This window comes from Mycobacterium sp. (genome assembly GCF_035623875.1).
In the GTDB taxonomy this organism is placed as follows: domain Bacteria; phylum Actinomycetota; class Actinomycetes; order Mycobacteriales; family Mycobacteriaceae; genus Mycobacterium.
Window position 1 is genome coordinate 17876 of record NZ_DASPSP010000004.1, and the last position, 18152, is coordinate 36027.

The 18152-nt window shown below is 65.4% G+C and carries 18 protein-coding genes and 1 riboswitch; of the genes, 13 read left to right on the plus strand and 5 right to left on the minus strand.

The window, feature by feature from the left end:
- Positions 1–5: 5 nt before the first annotated feature.
- On the minus strand, positions 6–638 hold the full coding sequence (locus VEI45_RS00590; RefSeq protein ID WP_324849088.1) for a hypothetical protein: 633 nt from the start codon (positions 636–638) through the stop codon (positions 6–8).
- 246 nt (positions 639–884) lie between these two features.
- Here VEI45_RS00590 and dop point away from each other — a divergent pair, with 246 nt between their 5' ends.
- The 6 genes from dop (at position 885) to VEI45_RS00620 (ending at position 7059) form a co-directional block, all read left to right on the plus strand.
- A complete protein-coding gene (gene dop, locus VEI45_RS00595; protein WP_324849090.1) occupies positions 885–2393 on the plus strand; it encodes a pup deamidase/depupylase in 1509 nt (502 codons plus the stop codon).
- Positions 2394–2499: 106 nt separating this feature from the next.
- Complete coding sequence (locus tag VEI45_RS00600) at positions 2500–2694, plus strand: ubiquitin-like protein Pup (protein ID WP_062540654.1); 195 nt, start codon at positions 2500–2502, stop codon at positions 2692–2694.
- Entirely contained in the window at positions 2691–3578 is an 888-nt protein-coding gene (gene prcB, locus VEI45_RS00605; protein ID WP_324849093.1) for a proteasome subunit beta, read from the plus strand. The genes VEI45_RS00600 and prcB overlap by 4 nt, the downstream gene beginning before the upstream one ends.
- Positions 3575–4327 (plus strand): proteasome subunit alpha, encoded by a 753-nt coding sequence (gene prcA / locus VEI45_RS00610; RefSeq protein ID WP_324849095.1) that lies wholly within the window; start codon positions 3575–3577, stop codon positions 4325–4327. The genes prcB and prcA overlap by 4 nt, the downstream gene beginning before the upstream one ends.
- 11 nt (positions 4328–4338) lie before the next feature.
- Positions 4339–5187, plus strand: a complete 849-nt coding sequence (locus VEI45_RS00615; protein ID WP_324849097.1) for a DMT family transporter — start codon at positions 4339–4341, stop codon at positions 5185–5187.
- 109 nt (positions 5188–5296) lie between these two features.
- A riboswitch (M-box (ykoK) riboswitch) is annotated at positions 5297–5472 on the plus strand.
- Positions 5473–5550: 78 nt separating this feature from the next.
- The gene (locus VEI45_RS00620; RefSeq protein ID WP_324849100.1) at positions 5551–7059 is read left to right on the plus strand and encodes a stealth family protein; all 1509 of its coding nucleotides are present in this window, start codon (positions 5551–5553) and stop codon (positions 7057–7059) included.
- Positions 7060–7074: 15 nt separating this feature from the next.
- Here the strand turns inward: VEI45_RS00620 and VEI45_RS00625 are convergent, their stop codons facing one another.
- Positions 7075–7995 (minus strand): phosphodiesterase, encoded by a 921-nt coding sequence (locus VEI45_RS00625; RefSeq protein ID WP_324849102.1) that lies wholly within the window; start codon positions 7993–7995, stop codon positions 7075–7077.
- A 184-nt stretch (positions 7996–8179) separates the two neighbouring features.
- Here VEI45_RS00625 and VEI45_RS00630 point away from each other — a divergent pair, with 184 nt between their 5' ends.
- The gene (locus VEI45_RS00630; protein ID WP_324849104.1) at positions 8180–9667 is read left to right on the plus strand and encodes an HNH endonuclease signature motif containing protein; all 1488 of its coding nucleotides are present in this window, start codon (positions 8180–8182) and stop codon (positions 9665–9667) included.
- On the opposite strand, the gene VEI45_RS00635 is transcribed toward VEI45_RS00630, so the two are convergent.
- The gene (locus VEI45_RS00635; RefSeq protein WP_324849106.1) at positions 9664–10734 is read right to left on the minus strand and encodes an ATP-dependent DNA ligase; all 1071 of its coding nucleotides are present in this window, start codon (positions 10732–10734) and stop codon (positions 9664–9666) included. The genes VEI45_RS00630 and VEI45_RS00635 overlap by 4 nt on opposite strands.
- Positions 10735–10771: 37 nt before the next feature.
- Here VEI45_RS00635 and ligD point away from each other — a divergent pair, with 37 nt between their 5' ends.
- From ligD to VEI45_RS00655, 4 genes are all read left to right on the plus strand, one after another.
- Complete coding sequence (ligD, locus tag VEI45_RS00640) at positions 10772–11812, plus strand: non-homologous end-joining DNA ligase (RefSeq protein WP_324849108.1); 1041 nt, start codon at positions 10772–10774, stop codon at positions 11810–11812.
- Positions 11813–11848: 36 nt separating this feature from the next.
- Entirely contained in the window at positions 11849–12040 is a 192-nt protein-coding gene (locus VEI45_RS00645; RefSeq protein WP_324849110.1) for a hypothetical protein, read from the plus strand.
- 83 nt (positions 12041–12123) lie between these two features.
- Positions 12124–13482 (plus strand): wax ester/triacylglycerol synthase domain-containing protein, encoded by a 1359-nt coding sequence (locus tag VEI45_RS00650; protein WP_324849112.1) that lies wholly within the window; start codon positions 12124–12126, stop codon positions 13480–13482.
- A gap of 116 nt (positions 13483–13598) precedes the next feature.
- The gene (locus tag VEI45_RS00655) at positions 13599–14393 is read left to right on the plus strand and encodes an SDR family NAD(P)-dependent oxidoreductase (protein ID WP_324849114.1); all 795 of its coding nucleotides are present in this window, start codon (positions 13599–13601) and stop codon (positions 14391–14393) included.
- A 429-nt stretch (positions 14394–14822) separates the two neighbouring features.
- Here the strand turns inward: VEI45_RS00655 and VEI45_RS00660 are convergent, their stop codons facing one another.
- Positions 14823–15458 (minus strand): cutinase family protein, encoded by a 636-nt coding sequence (locus VEI45_RS00660; protein ID WP_324849116.1) that lies wholly within the window; start codon positions 15456–15458, stop codon positions 14823–14825.
- Between the two features lie 103 nt (positions 15459–15561).
- Here VEI45_RS00660 and VEI45_RS00665 point away from each other — a divergent pair, with 103 nt between their 5' ends.
- The gene (locus VEI45_RS00665) at positions 15562–16845 is read left to right on the plus strand and encodes a serine hydrolase domain-containing protein (protein ID WP_324849118.1); all 1284 of its coding nucleotides are present in this window, start codon (positions 15562–15564) and stop codon (positions 16843–16845) included.
- Here the strand turns inward: VEI45_RS00665 and VEI45_RS00670 are convergent.
- Entirely contained in the window at positions 16842–17696 is an 855-nt protein-coding gene (locus VEI45_RS00670) for a phytanoyl-CoA dioxygenase family protein (protein ID WP_324849120.1), read from the minus strand. The genes VEI45_RS00665 and VEI45_RS00670 overlap by 4 nt on opposite strands.
- 121 nt (positions 17697–17817) lie before the next feature.
- On the opposite strand from VEI45_RS00670, the gene VEI45_RS00675 reads away from it, so the two are divergent.
- Positions 17818–18152 (plus strand): adenylate/guanylate cyclase domain-containing protein (locus VEI45_RS00675; RefSeq protein ID WP_324849121.1); only part of this gene is annotated, 335 nt, incomplete at its 3' end.

Sequence of the window (18152 nt, forward strand, 5' to 3'; positions counted from 1 at the left end):
CAGGGTCAGTCGGTCACCAGCGAATAGCTGTTCTTCAGGTCGTCCTGCAGAACCTGCGCGGCGCGGTTACTGGTGTCGATGCGCAATGGACTTTCCAGCACTCGTGACTGGTAGGTCCATCCTTCTGGCAAATTGAGCCGGTCGCCGAGTTGGCGCAGGTCGGCTCGCGACAGGTTGGGATCGACAATCTGGCTCCAGGTCTGCATCACCCAGCGCCGGAACGCGGGATCTTGCAGTTCGTAGACCTCTTCAGCGGCGTCGAATGTGAAGACGGTGTGACGGTTGACCTGATTTGCGGTGTAGGGCGCTGGGTTCATCGCTGTCAGCAAGACGGTGGCCTGCAGCTGCATGTCGATGCCGCCGAAGTTTTTGATGATCTTCGGGCCCTGGGGCACCTTCTCGATGCTGTTCATCAGCCAGTACCGCGGTCCGTTGAGCAGGGCTGTGGCAGCACCGTTTTCGGTCGCGATGGCCTGCGCGTCGAGCTTCGACCACAGCTCGGCCGGACAGTCGTTGAGCGGGTAGCTGTTGTAGACGCTCGCCTGCGGCCCCGCCTCGCCCGGCGTCACCAGAAGGACTTCGCCATAGCGTTTCCCGGACAAGCCGGTCGTGGGGTCGTTTAGCGCGTCAGTAGACATCAGGGTGAAGTTAACCACTACTTGTACCTGCGTCAATGACGTGTCCCGGGTTGTGGGGCCGGGTTACGTCGGATTTACCGGTTCGCCGTCTGGCCTTCACCGCTGCGGCCCCGTCGCCGCTTCGCGGCTCGCAGGTACCCCAGCGGGCCGAGAACGGCCCGCATCGTCGCTGCGCGTAGGTTCGATCGGCTCGCTCCTCCTCGGGTCGAGAACGGCCCGCATCGTTGCTGCGCCTAGGCTCTAGGCATGCAACGGATTATCGGGACGGAGGTCGAGTACGGCATTTCCTCGCCGTCGGACCCGACCGCCAACCCGATCCTGACCTCGACGCAGGCGGTGCTGGCCTACGCGGCCGCCGCCGGCATTCAGCGCGCCAAACGCACCCGCTGGGACTACGAGGTGGAATCGCCGCTGCGAGATGCGCGCGGATTCGACCTGAGCCGGTCGGCCGGCCCGCCGCCGGTCGTCGACGCGGACGAGGTCGGCGCCGCCAACATGATCTTGACCGACGGCGCGCGGCTTTACGTCGACCACGCGCACCCGGAATATTCCGCGCCGGAGTGCACCGACCCACTGGACGCGGTGATCTGGGACAAGGCCGGCGAGCGGGTGATGGAGGCCGCAGCCCGGCACGTGGCCAGCGTGCCGGGTGCAGCCAAGCTCCAGCTGTACAAGAACAACGTCGACGGCAAGGGCGCGTCCTACGGGTCGCACGAGAACTATCTGATGAGCCGGCAGACGCCGTTCTCGGCCGTCATCGCGGGGTTGACGCCGTTCCTGGTATCCCGGCAGGTGATCACCGGCTCCGGTCGGGTCGGGATCGGGCCCGCCGGTGACGAGCCGGGCTTCCAGTTGTCCCAGCGTGCCGACTACATCGAGGTCGAGGTCGGGCTGGAAACCACACTGAAACGCGGGATCATCAACACCCGCGACGAGCCGCACGCGGACGCCGACCGCTACCGACGGCTGCACGTCATCATCGGCGACGCCAACCTCGCCGAGACATCGACGTATCTGAAGCTGGGCTCGACGGCGCTGGTGCTGGACCTGATCGAAGAGGGCCCTGCACACGGGATCGACCTGACCGATTTGGCGCTGGCTCGGCCGGTGCACGCCGTGCACGCGATCAGCCGCGATCCCTCGCTGCGCGCCACCGTCGCGTTGGCCGACGGCCGCGAATTGACCGGCCTTGCGCTGCAGCGGATTTATCTGGACAGGGCGGCCAAGCTGGTGGACGGCCGCGACCATGACGCGCGGGCTGCCGACGTCGTGGAGACCTGGGCGCACGTGCTCGATCAACTCGAGCGCGACCCGATGGAGTGCGCCGAACTACTGGACTGGCCTGCCAAGCTGCGGCTGCTCGAGGGTTTCCGGCACCGGGAGAACCTGAGCTGGTCGGCGCCTCGGCTGCACCTCGTCGATTTGCAGTACTCGGATGTCCGGCTGGACAAAGGGCTCTACAACCGGCTGGTGGCGCGCGGCTCGATGAAGCGATTGGTGACCGAACAGCAGGTGATCAATGCGGTGGACAACCCACCGACCGACACCCGGGCCTACTTCCGCGGCGAGTGCTTGCGCCGATTCGGCGCAGACATCGCCGCGGCCAGCTGGGACTCGGTGATCTTCGACCTCGGCGGCGACTCGCTGGTGCGCATTCCGACGCTTGAGCCGCTGCGCGGCAGCAAGGCGCACGTCGGCGCGCTGCTGGATTCGGTGGACAGCGCGGTCGAGCTGGTGGAGCAACTGACCACCTAAACCAGACGGTGGGGGTCGTTAAGCAGGGCAACAGCGGTATTGACCGGTAGGGTGGAGAAACCGACGGACGTGTTCTTCACGGCCGATGACGATGCAGGAGGCAGCGATGGCTCAGGAGCAGACCAAGCGCGGCGGTGGCGGCGGCGATGACGACGACCTCACCGCCAGCACGGCCGCGGGCCAGGAGCGTCGCGAGAAGCTGACCGAGGAGACCGACGATCTGCTCGACGAGATCGACGATGTTCTGGAAGAGAACGCCGAAGACTTCGTCCGCGCGTACGTCCAAAAGGGCGGACAGTGACCTGGCCGTTTCGCGATCGCCCGGCCACCCCCTCAGCATTTCCCGGAACCGCTTTTGGCGGTCTTTCCTCATTTGCGGACTTCTTGCGCCGTGAGGCCCCCGAGCTGCTGCCCACGAGCATCGGTAGCGCAGACCCCGGCGCGCTCGGTTCCCAGCTGCCGCATGGAACGACCATTGTTGCGTTGAAGCATCCCGGCGGCGTCGTCATCGCCGGCGACCGGCGCTCCACCCAGGGCAACATGATCGCCGGGCGTGACATCAAGAAGGTGTACATCACCGATGACTACACCGCGACCGGGATCGCCGGCACCGCGGCGATCGCGGTCGAATTCGCCCGCCTCTACGCCGTCGAGCTCGAGCACTACGAGAAGCTGGAAGGCGTGCCGCTGACCTTCGCCGGGAAGGTGAACCGGCTCGCGATCATGGTGCGTGGCAACCTCGGCGCCGCATTGCAGGGTCTGGTGGCGCTGCCGCTGCTCGCTGGTTTCGATATCGACGACCCTGAACCGGAGAAGGCGGGCCGCATCGTCTCGTTCGACGCTGCCGGCGGCTGGAACCTGGAGGAGGAGGGCTACCAGTCGGTCGGTTCGGGCTCGATTTTCGCCAAATCGTCGATGAAAAAGCTGTATTCGCAGGTGACCGATGCTGATTCGGCGCTGCGCGTCGCTGTTGAGGCGCTCTACGACGCGGCCGACGACGATTCCGCGACCGGTGGTCCCGATCTGGTCCGCGGGATCTACCCGACCGCGGTCACCATCGGCGCCGACGGTGCAGCCGACGTTCCTGAGCAGCGGATTGCCGAGCTGGCGCGAGAGGTCATCGAAAAGCGTTCCCGTGCAGACACTTTCGGCTCGGACGCGGAACGATCGCGGAGTGATTCATGAGTTTTCCGTACTTTATTTCGCCCGAGCAGTTGATGCGGGAACGCGGCGACCTTGCGCGCAAGGGCATCGCGCGGGCCCGCAGCGTGGTGGCGCTGGCCTACGCCGGAGGCGTGCTGTTTGTCGCCGAGAATCCGTCGCGGACACTGCAGAAGATCAGCGAGCTCTACGATCGGGTCGGCTTTGCCGCCGCCGGCAAGTTCAATGAATTCGACAATCTGCGCCGCGGCGGGATTCAGTTCGCCGACACCCGCGGGTACGCCTACGACCGCCGCGATGTCACCGGTCGGCAGCTGGCCAATGTCTACGCGCAGACGCTGGGCAGCATCTTCACCGAACAGGCCAAGCCCTACGAGGTCGAGCTGTGTGTGGCCGAAGTTGCGCACTACGGCGAGACCAAACCGCCTGAGCTGTATCGAATTACCTACGATGGGTCGATCGCCGACGAGCCGCATTTCGTGGTGATGGGTGGTACGACCGAGCCGATCACCACCGCGCTGAAGGACTCCTACGCCGAGAACGCCAACCTGGCAGATGCGGTGCGAATCGCGGTCAAAGCGTTGCAGGCGGGCAGTGCTAACGGGGGCGACGAGCCCACCCTCGGGGTGTCGACGTTGGAAGTTGCCATCCTCGACGCCAAGCGGCCGCGGCGTGCGTTCCGGCGAATCACCGGTTCGGCGCTGGAGCGGTTGTTGCCCGACCACAACGGTTCTGAATCGGAGAACGATTCGGCGGAGAAATCGCCGAAATAGGCTCGGGTTATGTGCTGATCGGCTTGTTGCTCGCATTGGGCTGCTCGGTGTGCTATGGCACGGCAACGGTGTTGCAGGCCGCCGCGACCCGCTCGGTGGACGCCGGCAGCGACTCCGGAGTTGACCCGGTCTTACTGTTGCGCGCGCTGCGGCAGTGGCGCTACCTCCTGGGCATTGGGCTCGACGGCCTTGGCTTTCTATTGCAAGTGGCGGCGCTGCGCCTGGTCCCGATCTACGTCGTCGCCGCGGCGATCGCAGCGTCGCTCGCTGTCACCGCGATCGTGGCCGCATGGGTGCTGTCGGTGCGGTTGTCAAAGACGGAGTGGGTGGCGGTGGGCGTGGTGTGCGCCAGCCTCGCGATGCTTGGCCTTGCCGCTGGACCCGAAGGTTCGCAGCGCGGGCCGGCCGGACTTCGCTGGGCGCTGCTGGTGGTGGTCGCGGCATTGTTCATCACCGGCGCGGCCGCGGGCCGCGTCGGCGACCGCTCCCGCGCACTCGTCTTGGGGCTCGGAGCCGGTATCGGGTTCGGGGTCGTCGAGATCGCCGTGCGCTTGGTCGATCCGATCGATCCGACTAAAGCCGTTTTTTACACCAACCCCGCCGTTTATGCCGTGATCGCAGGGGGGGTGGCCGGGTTTCTGCTGCTGACCTCCGCTTTGAGCCGCGGATCGGTGACCACAGCCGTCGCCGGCATGGTTGTGGGTGAAACGGTTGGCCCTGCGCTCGTCGGGGTGGCGTGGCTCGGCGACCGCACCCGTGCGGGGCTGAGCTGGATGGTTGTGGCGGGATTCGTGATAGCGGTCGCCGCGACTCTGGCCCTGAGCCGATTCGGCGGGGTGCCCGACCCCGTCGAGTCGTGATACCCGCCCGCGGGGGCGAGCCAAAGTGCAACGACAACACCCGCTTTGGCGCTGTTTGCAATCCGTTAACAGCCGCGTTGCCGGAAGTCGGATTCGGAGCTATCCTGCGAAAGCACCTCGTTAGGCGAGGCTTCTGAAGCGAACACAGGCCACTGATCTGACGACGTCGAGAGACGCCCAAGATCAGGACAGATCTCCCCGGCTTAAGGGGTGGTCCCAAGTGGCTTTCCCAGCTCTGCGGGGGATACGTCGTTCAGTGCCAAAGCTCAACGTGTGAGGGCGTCGTCGCCGCTCCACTGGTCCGCCGGGATCCCTCTTTGTGCGCGTCTTGACTGACATCGAGTGTGGAAGGCAGGTGTTCCCATGACCAGCATGATCGACGTCGCCCGTGTCAACTTGGCCGGCTCAGGGGATGGGCTGCGCCTGACTCCCTACGAGGCGATGGCGCAAGACCTAATGTTTCTTCGCGCGGAACTGGAGACGGCGGGAATTCCGTTCCTGCTCATCCGCGGCGCTGACGGGCGTCCGGCACTCGTCGTTGATATCGGCCTACGCGCACGAGTCGCCGAAGCGCTGATGTCAGCGTGCCTGGAGGCGCCGCTGCGTGCCAAGATCCTCGACGGGACGGGGCGCAGCTCGGTGTACCTGGGCGATGGGCTGCTGTCGGCGGACCCGGACCCGCGGCTGCTGCGGGTGTTTCGTCGGCGCGAATGCCCGCGTTCCGGCATGCGTTATGGTGCTTCGGCCGGGGTGGAGCTGCAGTTCTGGGTGTTCGGCGGGCAGCAGGCAATCTGCCCGATCGAGAACTCGCTTACTCGTAAGGCGTTGCCGCTGAGCGAGATCGTGCACGCCGACGTGGAACTGCAAGGCCGCACATGGCCGACGATCGCCGGAATGTTCGCTCCGCACGCCGGCGACATCACGTTCGACATCGACATGGTGTTCTCGTGGGTGGACGGCAACGACCCGGAGTTTCGCGCACGCCGCGCGGCAGCGATGGCGAATCACGTTGTGGGCGAAGGCGACGACGCCGACGCGCGGATCCGTCAAATCGACGAGCTGAAGTACGCCCTGCGTTCGGTGCATGCCTTTGCGCCGTGGGTGCGGCGGATCTTCATCGCGACCGACTCGCCGGTCCCCGAGTGGCTTGCACCCCACCCCAAAGTCACCATCGTGCGCGCCGAGGATCATTTCACCGACCTCTCAGCGCTGCCGGTGTACAACAGCCACGCGGTGGAAACGCAGCTACACCACATCCCCGGTCTCGCAGAGCATTTCCTGTACTCCAACGACGACATGTTCCTCGGCCGCGCCCTTTCACCGACGATGTTCTTCTCGCCGGGTGGAGTGACGAAGTTCATCGAAGCGGGCACGCGTATCGGGCTGGGGTCCAACCACCCCGAGCGCAGTGGATTCGAGAACGCTGCACGGGTCAACCGGCAGCTGCTGTGGGACAGGTTCGGCAAGATCATCACCCGTCACCTCGAACACACCGCTGTGCCGCTGCGCAAGAGCGTGCTGCGCGAACTCGAGTGTGAGTTTCCGGCCGACTTCGCCCGTACCCAGGCCAGCCGCTTCCGCGCCAGCACGGACATCTCGGTGACCAACTCGCTGTACCACTACTACGCGTTGATGACAGGACGTGCGGTGCAGCACGAGGCCGCGAAGATGCTCTACGTCGACAGCACGATGCGGTCCGGCTTGGAGAAATTGCCGAAGTTGCTGAAGAAGCGCAAGTTCGACTTCTTCTGCCTCAACGACGGCAGCTTCCCCGAGGTGAGCGCGCGGGAGCGAGCCGACGTCGTCGGCGACTTTCTGGAGAGGTATTTCGCGGTGCCCGCCCCCTGGGAGCGGGCGGCCGGGGACGAGTGAAAGCGCCCGGCGGCGCTAGGTGTGTACCAGCTGCTGTGCGATGTGCGGTATCCGGCCTGCCGGCAGGATGCTCACGCCCGCGTGGGCGAGTTCCCGCCGCACGGTCTCCGGCTGGACGAATCGTCCCACTGTGGGACCGGCGGCCAGCGGAATGACAGTGTGCACCACCGTTTCTGGGTAGCAATGCACGAGGTTGAACGCCTGTGCGCTGTCGCGGCCCCGGGTTCCTGCCGTCAGGAGGTCCTGGGTGTAGCAACTGGCCGAGGCCACCGAAACCGGGATTCCGGCGAAGGTTGCCGTCGTCGAGTAGTGCAAGTGCCCGGCGAGGATGCTGCGCACATCGGTGCCGCGCAGCACTCGCGCGAGTGGTGTTTGGTCGCGCAGCTCCACCAGGACCGCGAGGTCCTGCACGCTGGGTATCGGCGGATGGTGCATCGCAAGGATGGTGCCGAAGGGTGCAGGCTCAGCCAATTGCGCGGTAAGCCACTGCAACTGCTCGGGCGCGATTTCGCCGTGGTGGTAGCCGGGAACCGAGGTGTCCAAAACGATTACGCGTAAACCGGCGATCTCATACACGCGGTCCATCGGCGCCATTGTCGGGGCCTCGCGCAGCAGGTGCTCGCGCAGCGCCGCCCTGTTGTCGTGGTTACCCATCACCCAGATGACCTGTGCGCCAAGGCGATCGGCCAACGGCTCGACCAGGTTGCGCAGCTTGCGGTAGGCGTCGGGCTGCCCGGTGTCGGCGAGGTCGCCGGTAAAAATCAAGGCGTCGGGTCGAGTTTGAGAAGCCTCGAGCCGCTCAAGCAGCTCGGATAATCGGTCCTCCGCGTCGACGTCGCCGTAGAGGTCGCCGTCGCCGGCTATGAGATGGGTGTCGCTGATGTGTGCGATGACGTAGTCCGGCCGCGGGTGCTCCGCGACCCTGGCTCTGTCCACAGGACTGGAGAAGCCTTTCTGACGACTGTGCTCGCGGTAAGGAGCAGCCCAAGTCTACCGGACTGGTTAGGTGCACCCGCGGACCGGGCCGATCGGCCGCGTTATCCACAGTTGGCAGGTTGTCCACAGGTTGGAGGTTCCGGGCGCCGGCCCGCCGCGCCAGAAGACGACTAAAATCGCTCATATGTTCGATGTAGGGCTCCCGGGACCGGCGGATCTGGTGACCGCGGACGACAGCATGGTGATCGCCGCAATCACCGGGTGGGCCTGCGTCGAGGCGGCCGCCTCCGCACGCCGGCTCGCGGCGATCGCGGAGCTAGTCCGCCGACGCGCCGACGGCCCGACTGACTGCGCGCAGTGGTCGTGCGACAACTGGGATTCAATGGCCGCCGAGGTCGCCGCCGCGTTGCACGTCAGCCACGGCACGGCATCGGGCCAGATGTATCTGAGCATCGCATTACGCGACCGGCTACCCAATGTGGCTGCGGCGTTCGCCGAGGGAATGCTCAGCGCGCGGTTGGTGGCCGCGATCGTATGGCGCACCGATCTGATCAAAGACGAGGCGGCGCTGGCCTTGGCCGATAAGACCTTGGCCCAAGAGGCCATCCGATTCGGGCCGCTGTCGGTGGCCAAGGCCGAGCAAGCGATTGATGACATTGTCGATCGTTACGATCCCGCGGCGCTGCGACGGACCCGGGCGGCGGCCCGCGGCCGCGACGTTGTGATCGACTCGCCGCACGGCCAGGATGGCACCACCAACCTATGGGGAACGTTGTATTCGACCGACGCGGCGGTGCTGGAACGGCGGTTGACGCAGCTGGCTCACGGGGTGTGCGATGACGATCCGCGCACCATCGCCCAGCGCCGCGCCGACGCGTTGGGCGCGCTCGCCGCCGGGGCCGACCAGCTGGCGTGTGCCTGCGGTAGCGCTTCCTGCCCGGCCGGTGTCGATGTCGACCACCGGGCGATAAGTGTCGTCATTCACGTCGTCGCCGAAGAATCGGCCGTGGCCGCGGAGGCACCTGCCTCCGCTCCCGCCCTTGATCCATCGGGCGATCGGATTCAACGGTCCGCCGGTCGGATTGTCAGCGGCGGTGCGGTGCCGGCCCCGCTGCTGGCCGAGTTGATCCGCGGCGGCGCCAAGGTCACGCCGGTGCGCCTTCCCGCCGATGCAGCTGCCGAACCGGGCTATCGCCCGTCGGCTGCGTTGGAGCGGTTCGTCCGGTGTCGGGATATGACTTGTCGGTTCCCGGGCTGTGACCGGCCCGCCGAGTTCTGCGATGTGGACCACACGGTGCCCTTCCCCATCGGGCTGACCCATCCGTCGAATCTCAAGTGCCTGTGCAGAAAGCACCATTTGCTGAAAACCTTCTGGACCGGCATCAACGGTTGGCACGACGAGCAGTGGTCAGACGGGACCATCGTGTGGACCGCTCCCAGTGGGCAGACCTACACCACCCGCCCCGGCAGTCGCCTGCTGTTTCCCGGGCTGTGCCTGCCCACCGGCGAATTACCCACCGCGCCAACGGTTGACCGACCGCTAGGCGATCGCGGGCTGATGATGCCCAGACGCCACCGAACACGCGAACAAGACCGCGCATACCGCATCGACGCCGAACGCGCTCTCAACGCCGGCCACGTCGCCGAACGCAACAAACCGCCGCCCTTCTAGACCTTCCCCAGCCCCGGCACGATGTCGCCGAGCCTGAAGGTGACTGGGGTTTCGAGTTGGGAATAGGTACATGACCGTGGATCGCGATCGGGGCGCCAGCGGTTGAACTGGGCGGTGTGGCGGAACCGCGCCCCTTCCATGTGGTCGTAACGGACTTCCACCACCCGTTCGGGTCGCAGTGGCACGAACGAGAGGTCTTTGCCTGCGTTCCAGCGGGAAAACTCGTTCTTACGCGGCGTGCGTTCGCCTGCTTCGTGCGCAGCCCAATTCCAGGGGTGGGCATCGAAGCCGACGACGAGTGGCTGCAGCTCGGTGAATAGTCGCTGCCGCTCGGCCATCGGAAAAGCGCCGATGACGCCGACCGAAGCGAGGGTTCCGTCGTCCGTGTAGAGCCCGAGCAACAGCGAACCGATCGCCTCGCCGCCCGACTTGTGCACTCGATAACCCCCGACCACGCAATCTGCGGTGCGCTCGTGCTTGATTTTGAACATGACGCGTTTGTCCGGCTGGTAGGTGATCCCCAGCGGCTTGGCGACGACGCCATCGAGGCCGGCTCCCTCGAATTCGTCGAACCAGCGCTGCGCGGTGTCCAGGTCGGTCGTTGCTGGCGTGACATGAAAGGAGGGCCCGGAGTCTGTCAATGCGCCGACCAGGGCGGCGCGGCGTTCGGAAAATGGTCGCCCGGTGTAGTCGTCATCGCCGAGGGCGAGCAAGTCGAACGCGATGAAGGACGAGGGCGTGTGTTCGGCCAGCATCCGCACCCGAGAATCGGCCGGGTGGATGCGATGTTGCAGCGCCTCGAAGTCCAAGCCGTGGTCGGTGGCGATGATGATTTCGCCGTCAATCACGCACCGTCCCGGTAACTCGGCCTTGGCGGCCGCGAGCAACTCGGGAAAGTAGCGGGTCATCGGTCGCTCGTTGCGACTGCCCAACTCGACCTGATCGCCGTCGCGGAAGCAGATGGACCTGAACCCGTCCCATTTCGGCTCGTAGGACGAATCGGGTGGGATCGACCGAACCGACTTGGCCAGCATCGGCGAGACCGGAGGCATCACGGGGAGGTCCATGGGTTCATTGTGGCGGGCGGCATGTTGGAATCAGGATGTGGCCGCTGCAGCAGAAGAACTCGACGTCGACGGGATCGCGGTTCGGTTCACCAATCCGGACAAGGTGTATTTTCCTGAGCTGGGAGCCAACGGAACGAAACGCACACTCGTCGAGTATTACCTCGCGGTCGCTCGCGGGCCGATGCTCACCGCGCTGCGCGACCGCCCAACCCATCTGCAGCGCTTCCCCGATGGCATCGACGGCGAAGAGATCTACCAGAAGCGGATTCCGCAGCACCATCCCGACTACCTGGAGACGTGCCGGGTCACGTTTCCGTCTGGGCGGACCGCCGACGCGCTGAAGGTGACCCATCCCGCGTCCATCGTGTGGGCGGCGCAGATGGGCACCATCACCCTGCATCCCTGGCAGGTACGCTGCCCGGACACCGAGCACCCCGACGAGTTGCGCATCGACCTAGATCCGCAGCCCGGCACCGGTTTTGTGGAGGCCCGGTCCGTCGCTGCCGATGTATTGCGGCCGCTGCTCGACGAGCTCGGACTGGTTGGCTACCCGAAGACGTCGGGGGGCCGCGGTATCCACGTGTTCCTGCGGATCAAGACGGATTGGGATTTCATCGCCGTGCGCCGGGCCGGCATCGCGCTGGCACGCGAGGTGGAGCGCCGTGCGCCGGCAGCGGTAACGACCTCGTGGTGGAAAGAGCAACGCGGCAAGCGCATCTTCATTGACTTCAACCAGAACGCTCGCGACCGCACGTTCGCGTCGGCGTACTCGGTGCGGCGCACTGCAATCGCGACGGTGTCGACGCCGCTGACGTGGGACGAGCTGGCCAGCGCTGACCCCGACGACTACACCATGGCTACCGTGCCCGAGCTGGTAGCCCGCCGCGAGGACCCATGGGCCGACATGGATTCCGTCGAGCAGTCCATTGCGCCGCTGCTGGAGATGGTTGAAGCCGACGAGAAGCGCGGACTCGGCGATATGCCATATCCGCCCAATTACCCGAAGATGCCGGGGGAGCCTAAACGGGTGCAGCCGAGCCGGGATAGGGATTTGAGCAGCAAGAATAATCCTGATTGATGCCGGGTGCTGTTTAGCATGGCAGGAACTCTCTTGATGACCTGGGATGATCATGTCCGCGCCCGAGTCCTGGAAGGCCTGGCCGAGACCTTCGGCCGGGTCCTCTGTTCGGCGGCGGCCGCCCAGAAGCTGATCTTTGTCCGCGAAGTGCCGATAGTGGGCCAGCGACATTCACCCCGGGGCGGCGTGCCGCCTCGGTCAGTTATCGACGGCAGTTTGTCACCGTGACATATTGGCCCTGACTGTAGGGCAGGGACAACTTGTCGTCGGAATCGATGCCAAAGACTCGAGCTCGGCGCAGTATGAACACAATGAGCGAGTTCATGCAGAATACCGACGCTTTCCTGTGGGCGATGGAAAGCGATCCCGTTTTGCGGTCGACCATCGTCACGATCTCCCTGCTGGACAGCACCCCGGACTGGGGGGAATTGGTTGAGCGGTTCGACGGGCTCAGCCGACGACTGCCGGCCTTCCGGCAGCGGGTAGTGTCGTCGCTTCGCCCGGCCCCGCCCCGCTGGGAGGACTGCCCGGACTTCGATCTCGGCTTCCACGTGCGTCGTGTGAGCGCGTCGCAGCCGGCAACTCTCGACACGGTGCTGGAGATGGGCCGGCTGGCCGCGATGTCGGACTTCGACCCGGCCAGACCAATGTGGGAGATCACCCTGATCGAGGGACTTGCGGACGGCGGCACCGCACTAATGACCAAGATGCACCACTCCCTGGCCGACGGCATCGGCGGCGTCCAGATCGCGATGACGCTATTCGACGTCACCGCCCGGCGGGGCGGCGCACTGCCCGCCGCGCCGCCACCACGGGTACCTTCGCCGCTGGACGGACTGCGCGACACACTCCGCTATGACGCGGGGCTGCTCGCGAATGCGGCGACGGCTTCGGTTACGAGCGCTCCCGGCGTGGCGCGAAGCGCCATACGGCATCCGGTGCAGACAGCCACCTCCGCGGCGGCGGTCGCGTCGTCGGTCTACCGCATCATGCGGCCGATCGGCAATTCCGGCTCGTCGCTCATGAAAGACCGCACGACGGTCCGTCGACTCGGGATCCACGAAGTGTCGAGGCTGCGGCTGCGCGACGCCGGACACGCAGCCGGGGGTTCGCTCAACGATGCGTTCCTCGCGGGCGTGACCGGCGCACTGCGCCGCTACCACGAAAAGCACAGCGCCGCGGTTGGGGACTTTCATGTGGGGATGCCGATCAGTCTCCGTACCGAAGGCGACGCGATTGGCGGAAACCGGGTCACGATGACGCGGTTCGACGTGCCGGTCGGCCTCGCCGACCCGGCGCGGCGAATCGAAGAGGTCCATTACCGGGCCACAAGGCAACGTGACGAGCGCTCGCTGCCCTACATGCAACTGATCGCCGGTGCGTTGAACGTGTTCCCGCGCTGGTACATCGGAGCGGTGTTGCGCCGCGTCGATTTTGTGGCCAGTGACGTGCCCGGCATCCCGATCCAGGTGCGTCTCGGCGGAGCCGCGCTGCGGATGGCGTACGGTTTCGGCCCGACGATCGGTTCGGCGGTGAATGTCACGCTGCTCACCTACGTCGACACGTGCGCGCTGGGAATTAACGTCGATACTGGCGCGATTCCGGACTTCGACCTGTTCCACGACTGCCTCGTTGACGGGTTCGACGAGGTGCTGGCGCTTGCCAACTAGACGTTGACCAAACTCCGCATCCGCTATGGCAGCTGATTTCCGCTGCTAGGGGCAGGGATTGGCAGCAAAGTTGCGTTAGGTCACCGGGCCGATAACGGTGTGCGTACGCTCCGACCATGGAGCTACGCGGGAAGCGAGTGCTGATCACTGGAGCGTCACGAGGTATCGGCGAGTCCCTCGCCCATGCCTTCGCCGGAGCCGGGGGCACGGTCGCGCTCGTCGCCCGCACACAGGACGCCCTTCAGACGCTCGCGGTCGAGCTTGGGGGCACAGCCCACCCCGCCGACCTGTCGGACCCAATTCAGGTCGCCACCCTCGTCAATCAGGTCGAGGACGAAGCTGGGCCGATCGACGTCCTGGTCAACAACGCCGGCATTGGGACTGCCGCCTACTTCGCCAACGCATCCAACGACCACCTGCGCGAAATCACCGAGGTTAATTACTTGGCAGCCGCCGAGCTGTGCCGGCAGGTCATCCCCCGGATGCTGGGACGCGGCGGCGGGCACATCGTCAACGTTTCGTCGATGGCCGACTGCGCCGTATTCCCCGGCCTCGTCGCCTACTCGGCATCGAAGGCGGCGCTTTCCCACTTCACCGCGGGATTGCGGGCGGACCTCCACGGGTTGTCGATCGGCACCACCCTCGTGGAGCTCGGGCCGATCCCTACCGACTTGCTCGCCGAGGCTAAGGACTACGAGCCGACGGCCGAGTCCTTCCAGCGCTTCTACCGGATGCGGCTCGTGGTCGACGTCGCCCGCGAGAAGGTGGCCGACGAGGTCGTCGACGCCGTACAGAAGGGCCGCAGACACGTGCGTATCCCTCAGCGAACCGCCGTCTTCCCCATGCTGTGCGAAGCGCCCCGGCGAATCGCCGAAGTGCTGCTCACTGGCGTCCCTCACCGAGTTAACTAGCTACAGCGCACTCGCTATTTTGGAATTGAACCTCCATGTACGCCCAGGTTGTCGGCTTCATCGCCATCACGCCGGCCACTGCGTAGGAAAGGCTGACGCGAATATCGTTGAAGGAGTTCATGATTGCTTCTATCGGCGTATTGTCCCAGCCGGGAAAAGAAACGTTGACTACACAAAACTGGGGCCTGAGCTCCCACGTACAGCTCGCCCAGGAAGCAGACCACCACGGCTGACTCTCCTTCGACAACAGCTAGGGGCGAAGCGTTTGTCCGAAAACGGGCGAAAATTCGCCTGACAACCTGCCGCATGGCGGATGCGCGCAAGCTGGATCAATGCAGGTAAGCATGATGACCCGCACGGTGGCACCCCGAAGATGCCGGGTGAGCCTAAACGGGTGCAGCCGAGCCGGGATACGGATCGGAAAAAGCGCTAGAGCCGACCCGCGACGAATGCCGCGGCCTGGTTGGTCGCATCAGGAACATACGAAAGGTGTGCGAGTATGTTGCCGCCTTCGGAGCAGATCATGTCGTCGGGAACGCATATCTCGATCGCTTTCGGCCGATAGGCCGGGCTGATCGGTGGGAACTGGTTGGCCGACAACTCCTTCGAGTACGTGCTTGACGGATTGCCGAAGAGTGCGACCGCGGCGACATGGTCAGCGGCGCGAGCAGGCATCTGGTTGGTGGTCAGATCCACGACGGCGGCACCCTGGGAATATCCCCCGAGCACCATCTTGGTGTTCGGACAGCTGGCAACCATGTTCTCGACGTGACCACCCGCATCGCCCGCACCGGCCCTCGCACTGTCCACGTAGTCGGGGGTCGCCGGGTAGTTGACCGGGTAGACGCCCACGGACTTCCCGGGAACCTGCGCGGTCAAGGAGTCGATGAAGGCCTGGCCCGCCAGGCCGACGCCGGGCGGCTCGCCGGTCCCGCGAGCGAACACCACCTCGGCGTCGGGACACTGATCGGCAATGGCAACCCGAATTCCCACCGGCGCGCTCGACAAGGCCCACATCATCGCCAGCGCAGTGCCAACGACGCGAGCAATGCTGCGTCTACTCATCTTTTCAATGCTGCCATCTCGCCGGATCACGAGTAATAGCATCACGCCATGATCGGATCGCGGCGCAGCGATGCGGGTCAACCAAGAGTGGCGCGATAGCACCGTGGCCCAGCTATCTCTTCTCGAAGCCGACAGCGGTCTGCCCCGCGGCGTCCGTGGAGCCGCCGACCCGCGTTTCGCCAACGTGATCCGGGTGTTCGCCGGGCTGTTTCCCGGCCGCCGGTTCGGTGGCGGGACTCTGTCGGTTTTCATCGAAGGCAGGCCGGTTGTCGACGTCTGGACGGGGTGGTCAGACCGGGCGGGCGAGGTGCCGTGGACGGCCGACACCGGCGCGATGGTGTTCTCCGCGACGAAAGGCGTCGCAACCACAGTGATTCACCGGTTGGTCGACCACGGCCTGCTGTCCTATGACGCGCCCGTCGCCGAGTATTGGCCAGAGTTCGGGGCCAACGGCAAAGCCGACATCACGGTCCGCGACGTCTTGCGGCATCGATCCGGGTTGTCGCATCTGAAGGGGGTCAGCAAGACGGAGTTGATGGATCACCGCCGCATGGAGGAGCGGCTGGCCGCGGCACCGGTCGACCACCTGCGGGGCGCTCCGGCGTATCACGCGCTGACCTACGGTTGGCTGCTGTCAGGTCTGGCCCGGGCGGTCACCGGTGTCGGTATGCGCGAGTTGGTTCGCACTGAGCTGGCGGAACCGCTCAACACCGATGGCCTCCATCTAGGCCGACCTCCGGCCGGCGCGCCGACGAAGGTCGCGCAGATTTTGGCCCCGCAGAGCAATCGGCCCAATCCGGTGTTCAACTTCGTCGCACCGAGGGTGGCCGGTCTGCCGTTCTCGGGCGCCTTGGGCGCCATGTATTTTCCTGGCATCAAATCGTTTGTGCAGGGCGATATCCCGTTCCTTGACGGCGAGATTCCCGCAGCCAACGGCGTTGTCACTGGCCGTGGCTTGGCGAAGATGTACGCCGCGCTGGCCAACGACGGCCGCATCGACGGAACACAGTTCCTATCGTCGGAGTTGGTCAACGGCCTGATCGGCAAGCCACGGGTGCTGCCTGATTTGAACATCATGGTGCCGATGCCATTTCACCTCGGCTATCACGAATCGCCGATTCCCGGTCTACTCAAGGGGTTCGGCCACATCGGCCTGGGCGGAACCCTCGGATGGGCCGATCCCGAGACGGCCAGCGCGTTCGGCTATGTCCACAATCGGCTGCTGACACCGATGGTGTTCGACATGGCGTCGTTCGCGGGCTTGGCTCGTCCGCTGCGCAATGCCATCACCGCCGCCCGTCACGCCGGTCCCCTCGAGGTGCCGCAGTTCGGCGCAACCTATGGCACGCAGCGACAGCGAAAGCGGGCGGTTTCGGGGAGGCGTTAAGGCTGGTCTAACAGCCGTAGTGGGTGCAGGCCGTCGACCGCGCCGACGAATGGCGGGTGGATGCTGTAGCCGAGCATGCGGCGAATGTCATCGGAGACTTCGCGGGCGATCTCGCGCGAGATCGACAGCGTAAAGGCCTCCATCGGCCGCAGCCACGGTTGGCAGTATTGGGCGGTGACGGCAAGCCGGTCGTGGGTTGTCGTGTTGGCGCCTCCGCCATGCCAAAGGGTGCCCACGAAGAAGACGCACGAGCCCGCGGGCATCACGACCGGTATCGACTGATCCTTCGGGCCCGGTCGGCGCTTGCCCCAGCGGTGGCTGCCGGGAAAGAGCACGGTGGCGCCATTGTCGGCGGTGAAGTCGTCGATCGCCCAGATCGTTGCGGCGGCCAACGGCGCCCGCGGACGCGGAACCGGGTAGAACCCGTCGTCATGGTGAGCCAGCTGCGCGGACTCCCCGGGCTGAATGTTGATGGCCTGCAACGCCGAAACCAGGTAGTTGGGCATCAGCAACCGATCCAGCACCGCCAGCACCCGCGGATGATCGACCAGCCGGTCGCACACCCGCGTCCTGCTCAACACGCTGTAGATGCGCTGGGTGCGACGGCCCTCGAACGAGTTGCGGCCGGTATGCCCTAGCCAGGGCTGCACAATGTCGCGGATCTGCCCGCAGTCCTCGGTACTGAGCAGGTTTTCCCAAATGACGTAGCCGTCGCGGTCGAGGACCGCCATGTCGGCCTCGACGATCGCGGGGTCGACCGAGGCCCCGCTGCTGGGTGTCCACTTGTGCCGAAGCGCCAGATCGCCTCTGAGGTCTTCCAACGTCGTGACGGACTCGTCGTCAGTGTTCATCCGCGTTCATGTGTACTCGTCCTTAACCCGCTATGACCACACCCTAACTCCGCCAACAACCCCGCCGTTAGCCGTTTAGCGCCCTATCCTGGCAGGACGGGGGCGAGCGGCGGAGGGTCGGATGACGCCCGTAACGGCGTGCCGCTCCTGCGGCAGCGAACTCCTCGACAACGCGCGGTTCTGTCACGGATGTGGCGCAGCGGTAGCCGCGACCGGCGCCCATGCTGAGTACAAACAGGTGACGGTCTTGTTCGCCGATGTGGTGCATTCGATGGATATCGCCGCGGCGGTCGGTCCCGAGCGGCTGCGCGAAATCATGACCGAATTGGTCAATTGCGCCTCGGTGGTGGTCAAGCGCTACGGCGGCACTGTCGACAAGTTCACCGGTGACGGCATCATGGCGGTGTTCGGCGCACCGGCCGCCTTGGAGGATCACGCGCTGCGGGCGTGTTTGGC

Excerpts from the sequence above, each read along its gene's own strand:
- VEI45_RS00590 (WP_324849088.1), bottom strand. The coding sequence starts at position 638 with ATGTCTACTGACGCGCTAAACGACCCCACGACCGGCTTGTCCGGGAAA.
- VEI45_RS00650 (WP_324849112.1), top strand. The coding sequence starts at position 12,124 with ATGAGCGAGTTCATGCAGAATACCGACGCTTTCCTGTGGGCGATGGAA.
- VEI45_RS00620 (WP_324849100.1), top strand. The coding sequence starts at position 5,551 with ATGACCAGCATGATCGACGTCGCCCGTGTCAACTTGGCCGGCTCAGGG.
- VEI45_RS00635 (WP_324849106.1), bottom strand. The coding sequence starts at position 10,734 with ATGGACCTCCCCGTGATGCCTCCGGTCTCGCCGATGCTGGCCAAGTCG.
- dop (WP_324849090.1), top strand. The coding sequence starts at position 885 with ATGCAACGGATTATCGGGACGGAGGTCGAGTACGGCATTTCCTCGCCG.
- VEI45_RS00645 (WP_324849110.1), top strand. The coding sequence starts at position 11,849 with ATGACCTGGGATGATCATGTCCGCGCCCGAGTCCTGGAAGGCCTGGCC.
- VEI45_RS00670 (WP_324849120.1), bottom strand. The coding sequence starts at position 17,696 with ATGAACACTGACGACGAGTCCGTCACGACGTTGGAAGACCTCAGAGGC.
- VEI45_RS00660 (WP_324849116.1), bottom strand. The coding sequence starts at position 15,458 with ATGAGTAGACGCAGCATTGCTCGCGTCGTTGGCACTGCGCTGGCGATG.
- VEI45_RS00655 (WP_324849114.1), top strand. The coding sequence starts at position 13,599 with ATGGAGCTACGCGGGAAGCGAGTGCTGATCACTGGAGCGTCACGAGGT.
- VEI45_RS00630 (WP_324849104.1), top strand. The coding sequence starts at position 8,180 with ATGTTCGATGTAGGGCTCCCGGGACCGGCGGATCTGGTGACCGCGGAC.
- VEI45_RS00600 (WP_062540654.1), top strand. The coding sequence starts at position 2,500 with ATGGCTCAGGAGCAGACCAAGCGCGGCGGTGGCGGCGGCGATGACGAC.
- prcA (WP_324849095.1), top strand. The coding sequence starts at position 3,575 with ATGAGTTTTCCGTACTTTATTTCGCCCGAGCAGTTGATGCGGGAACGC.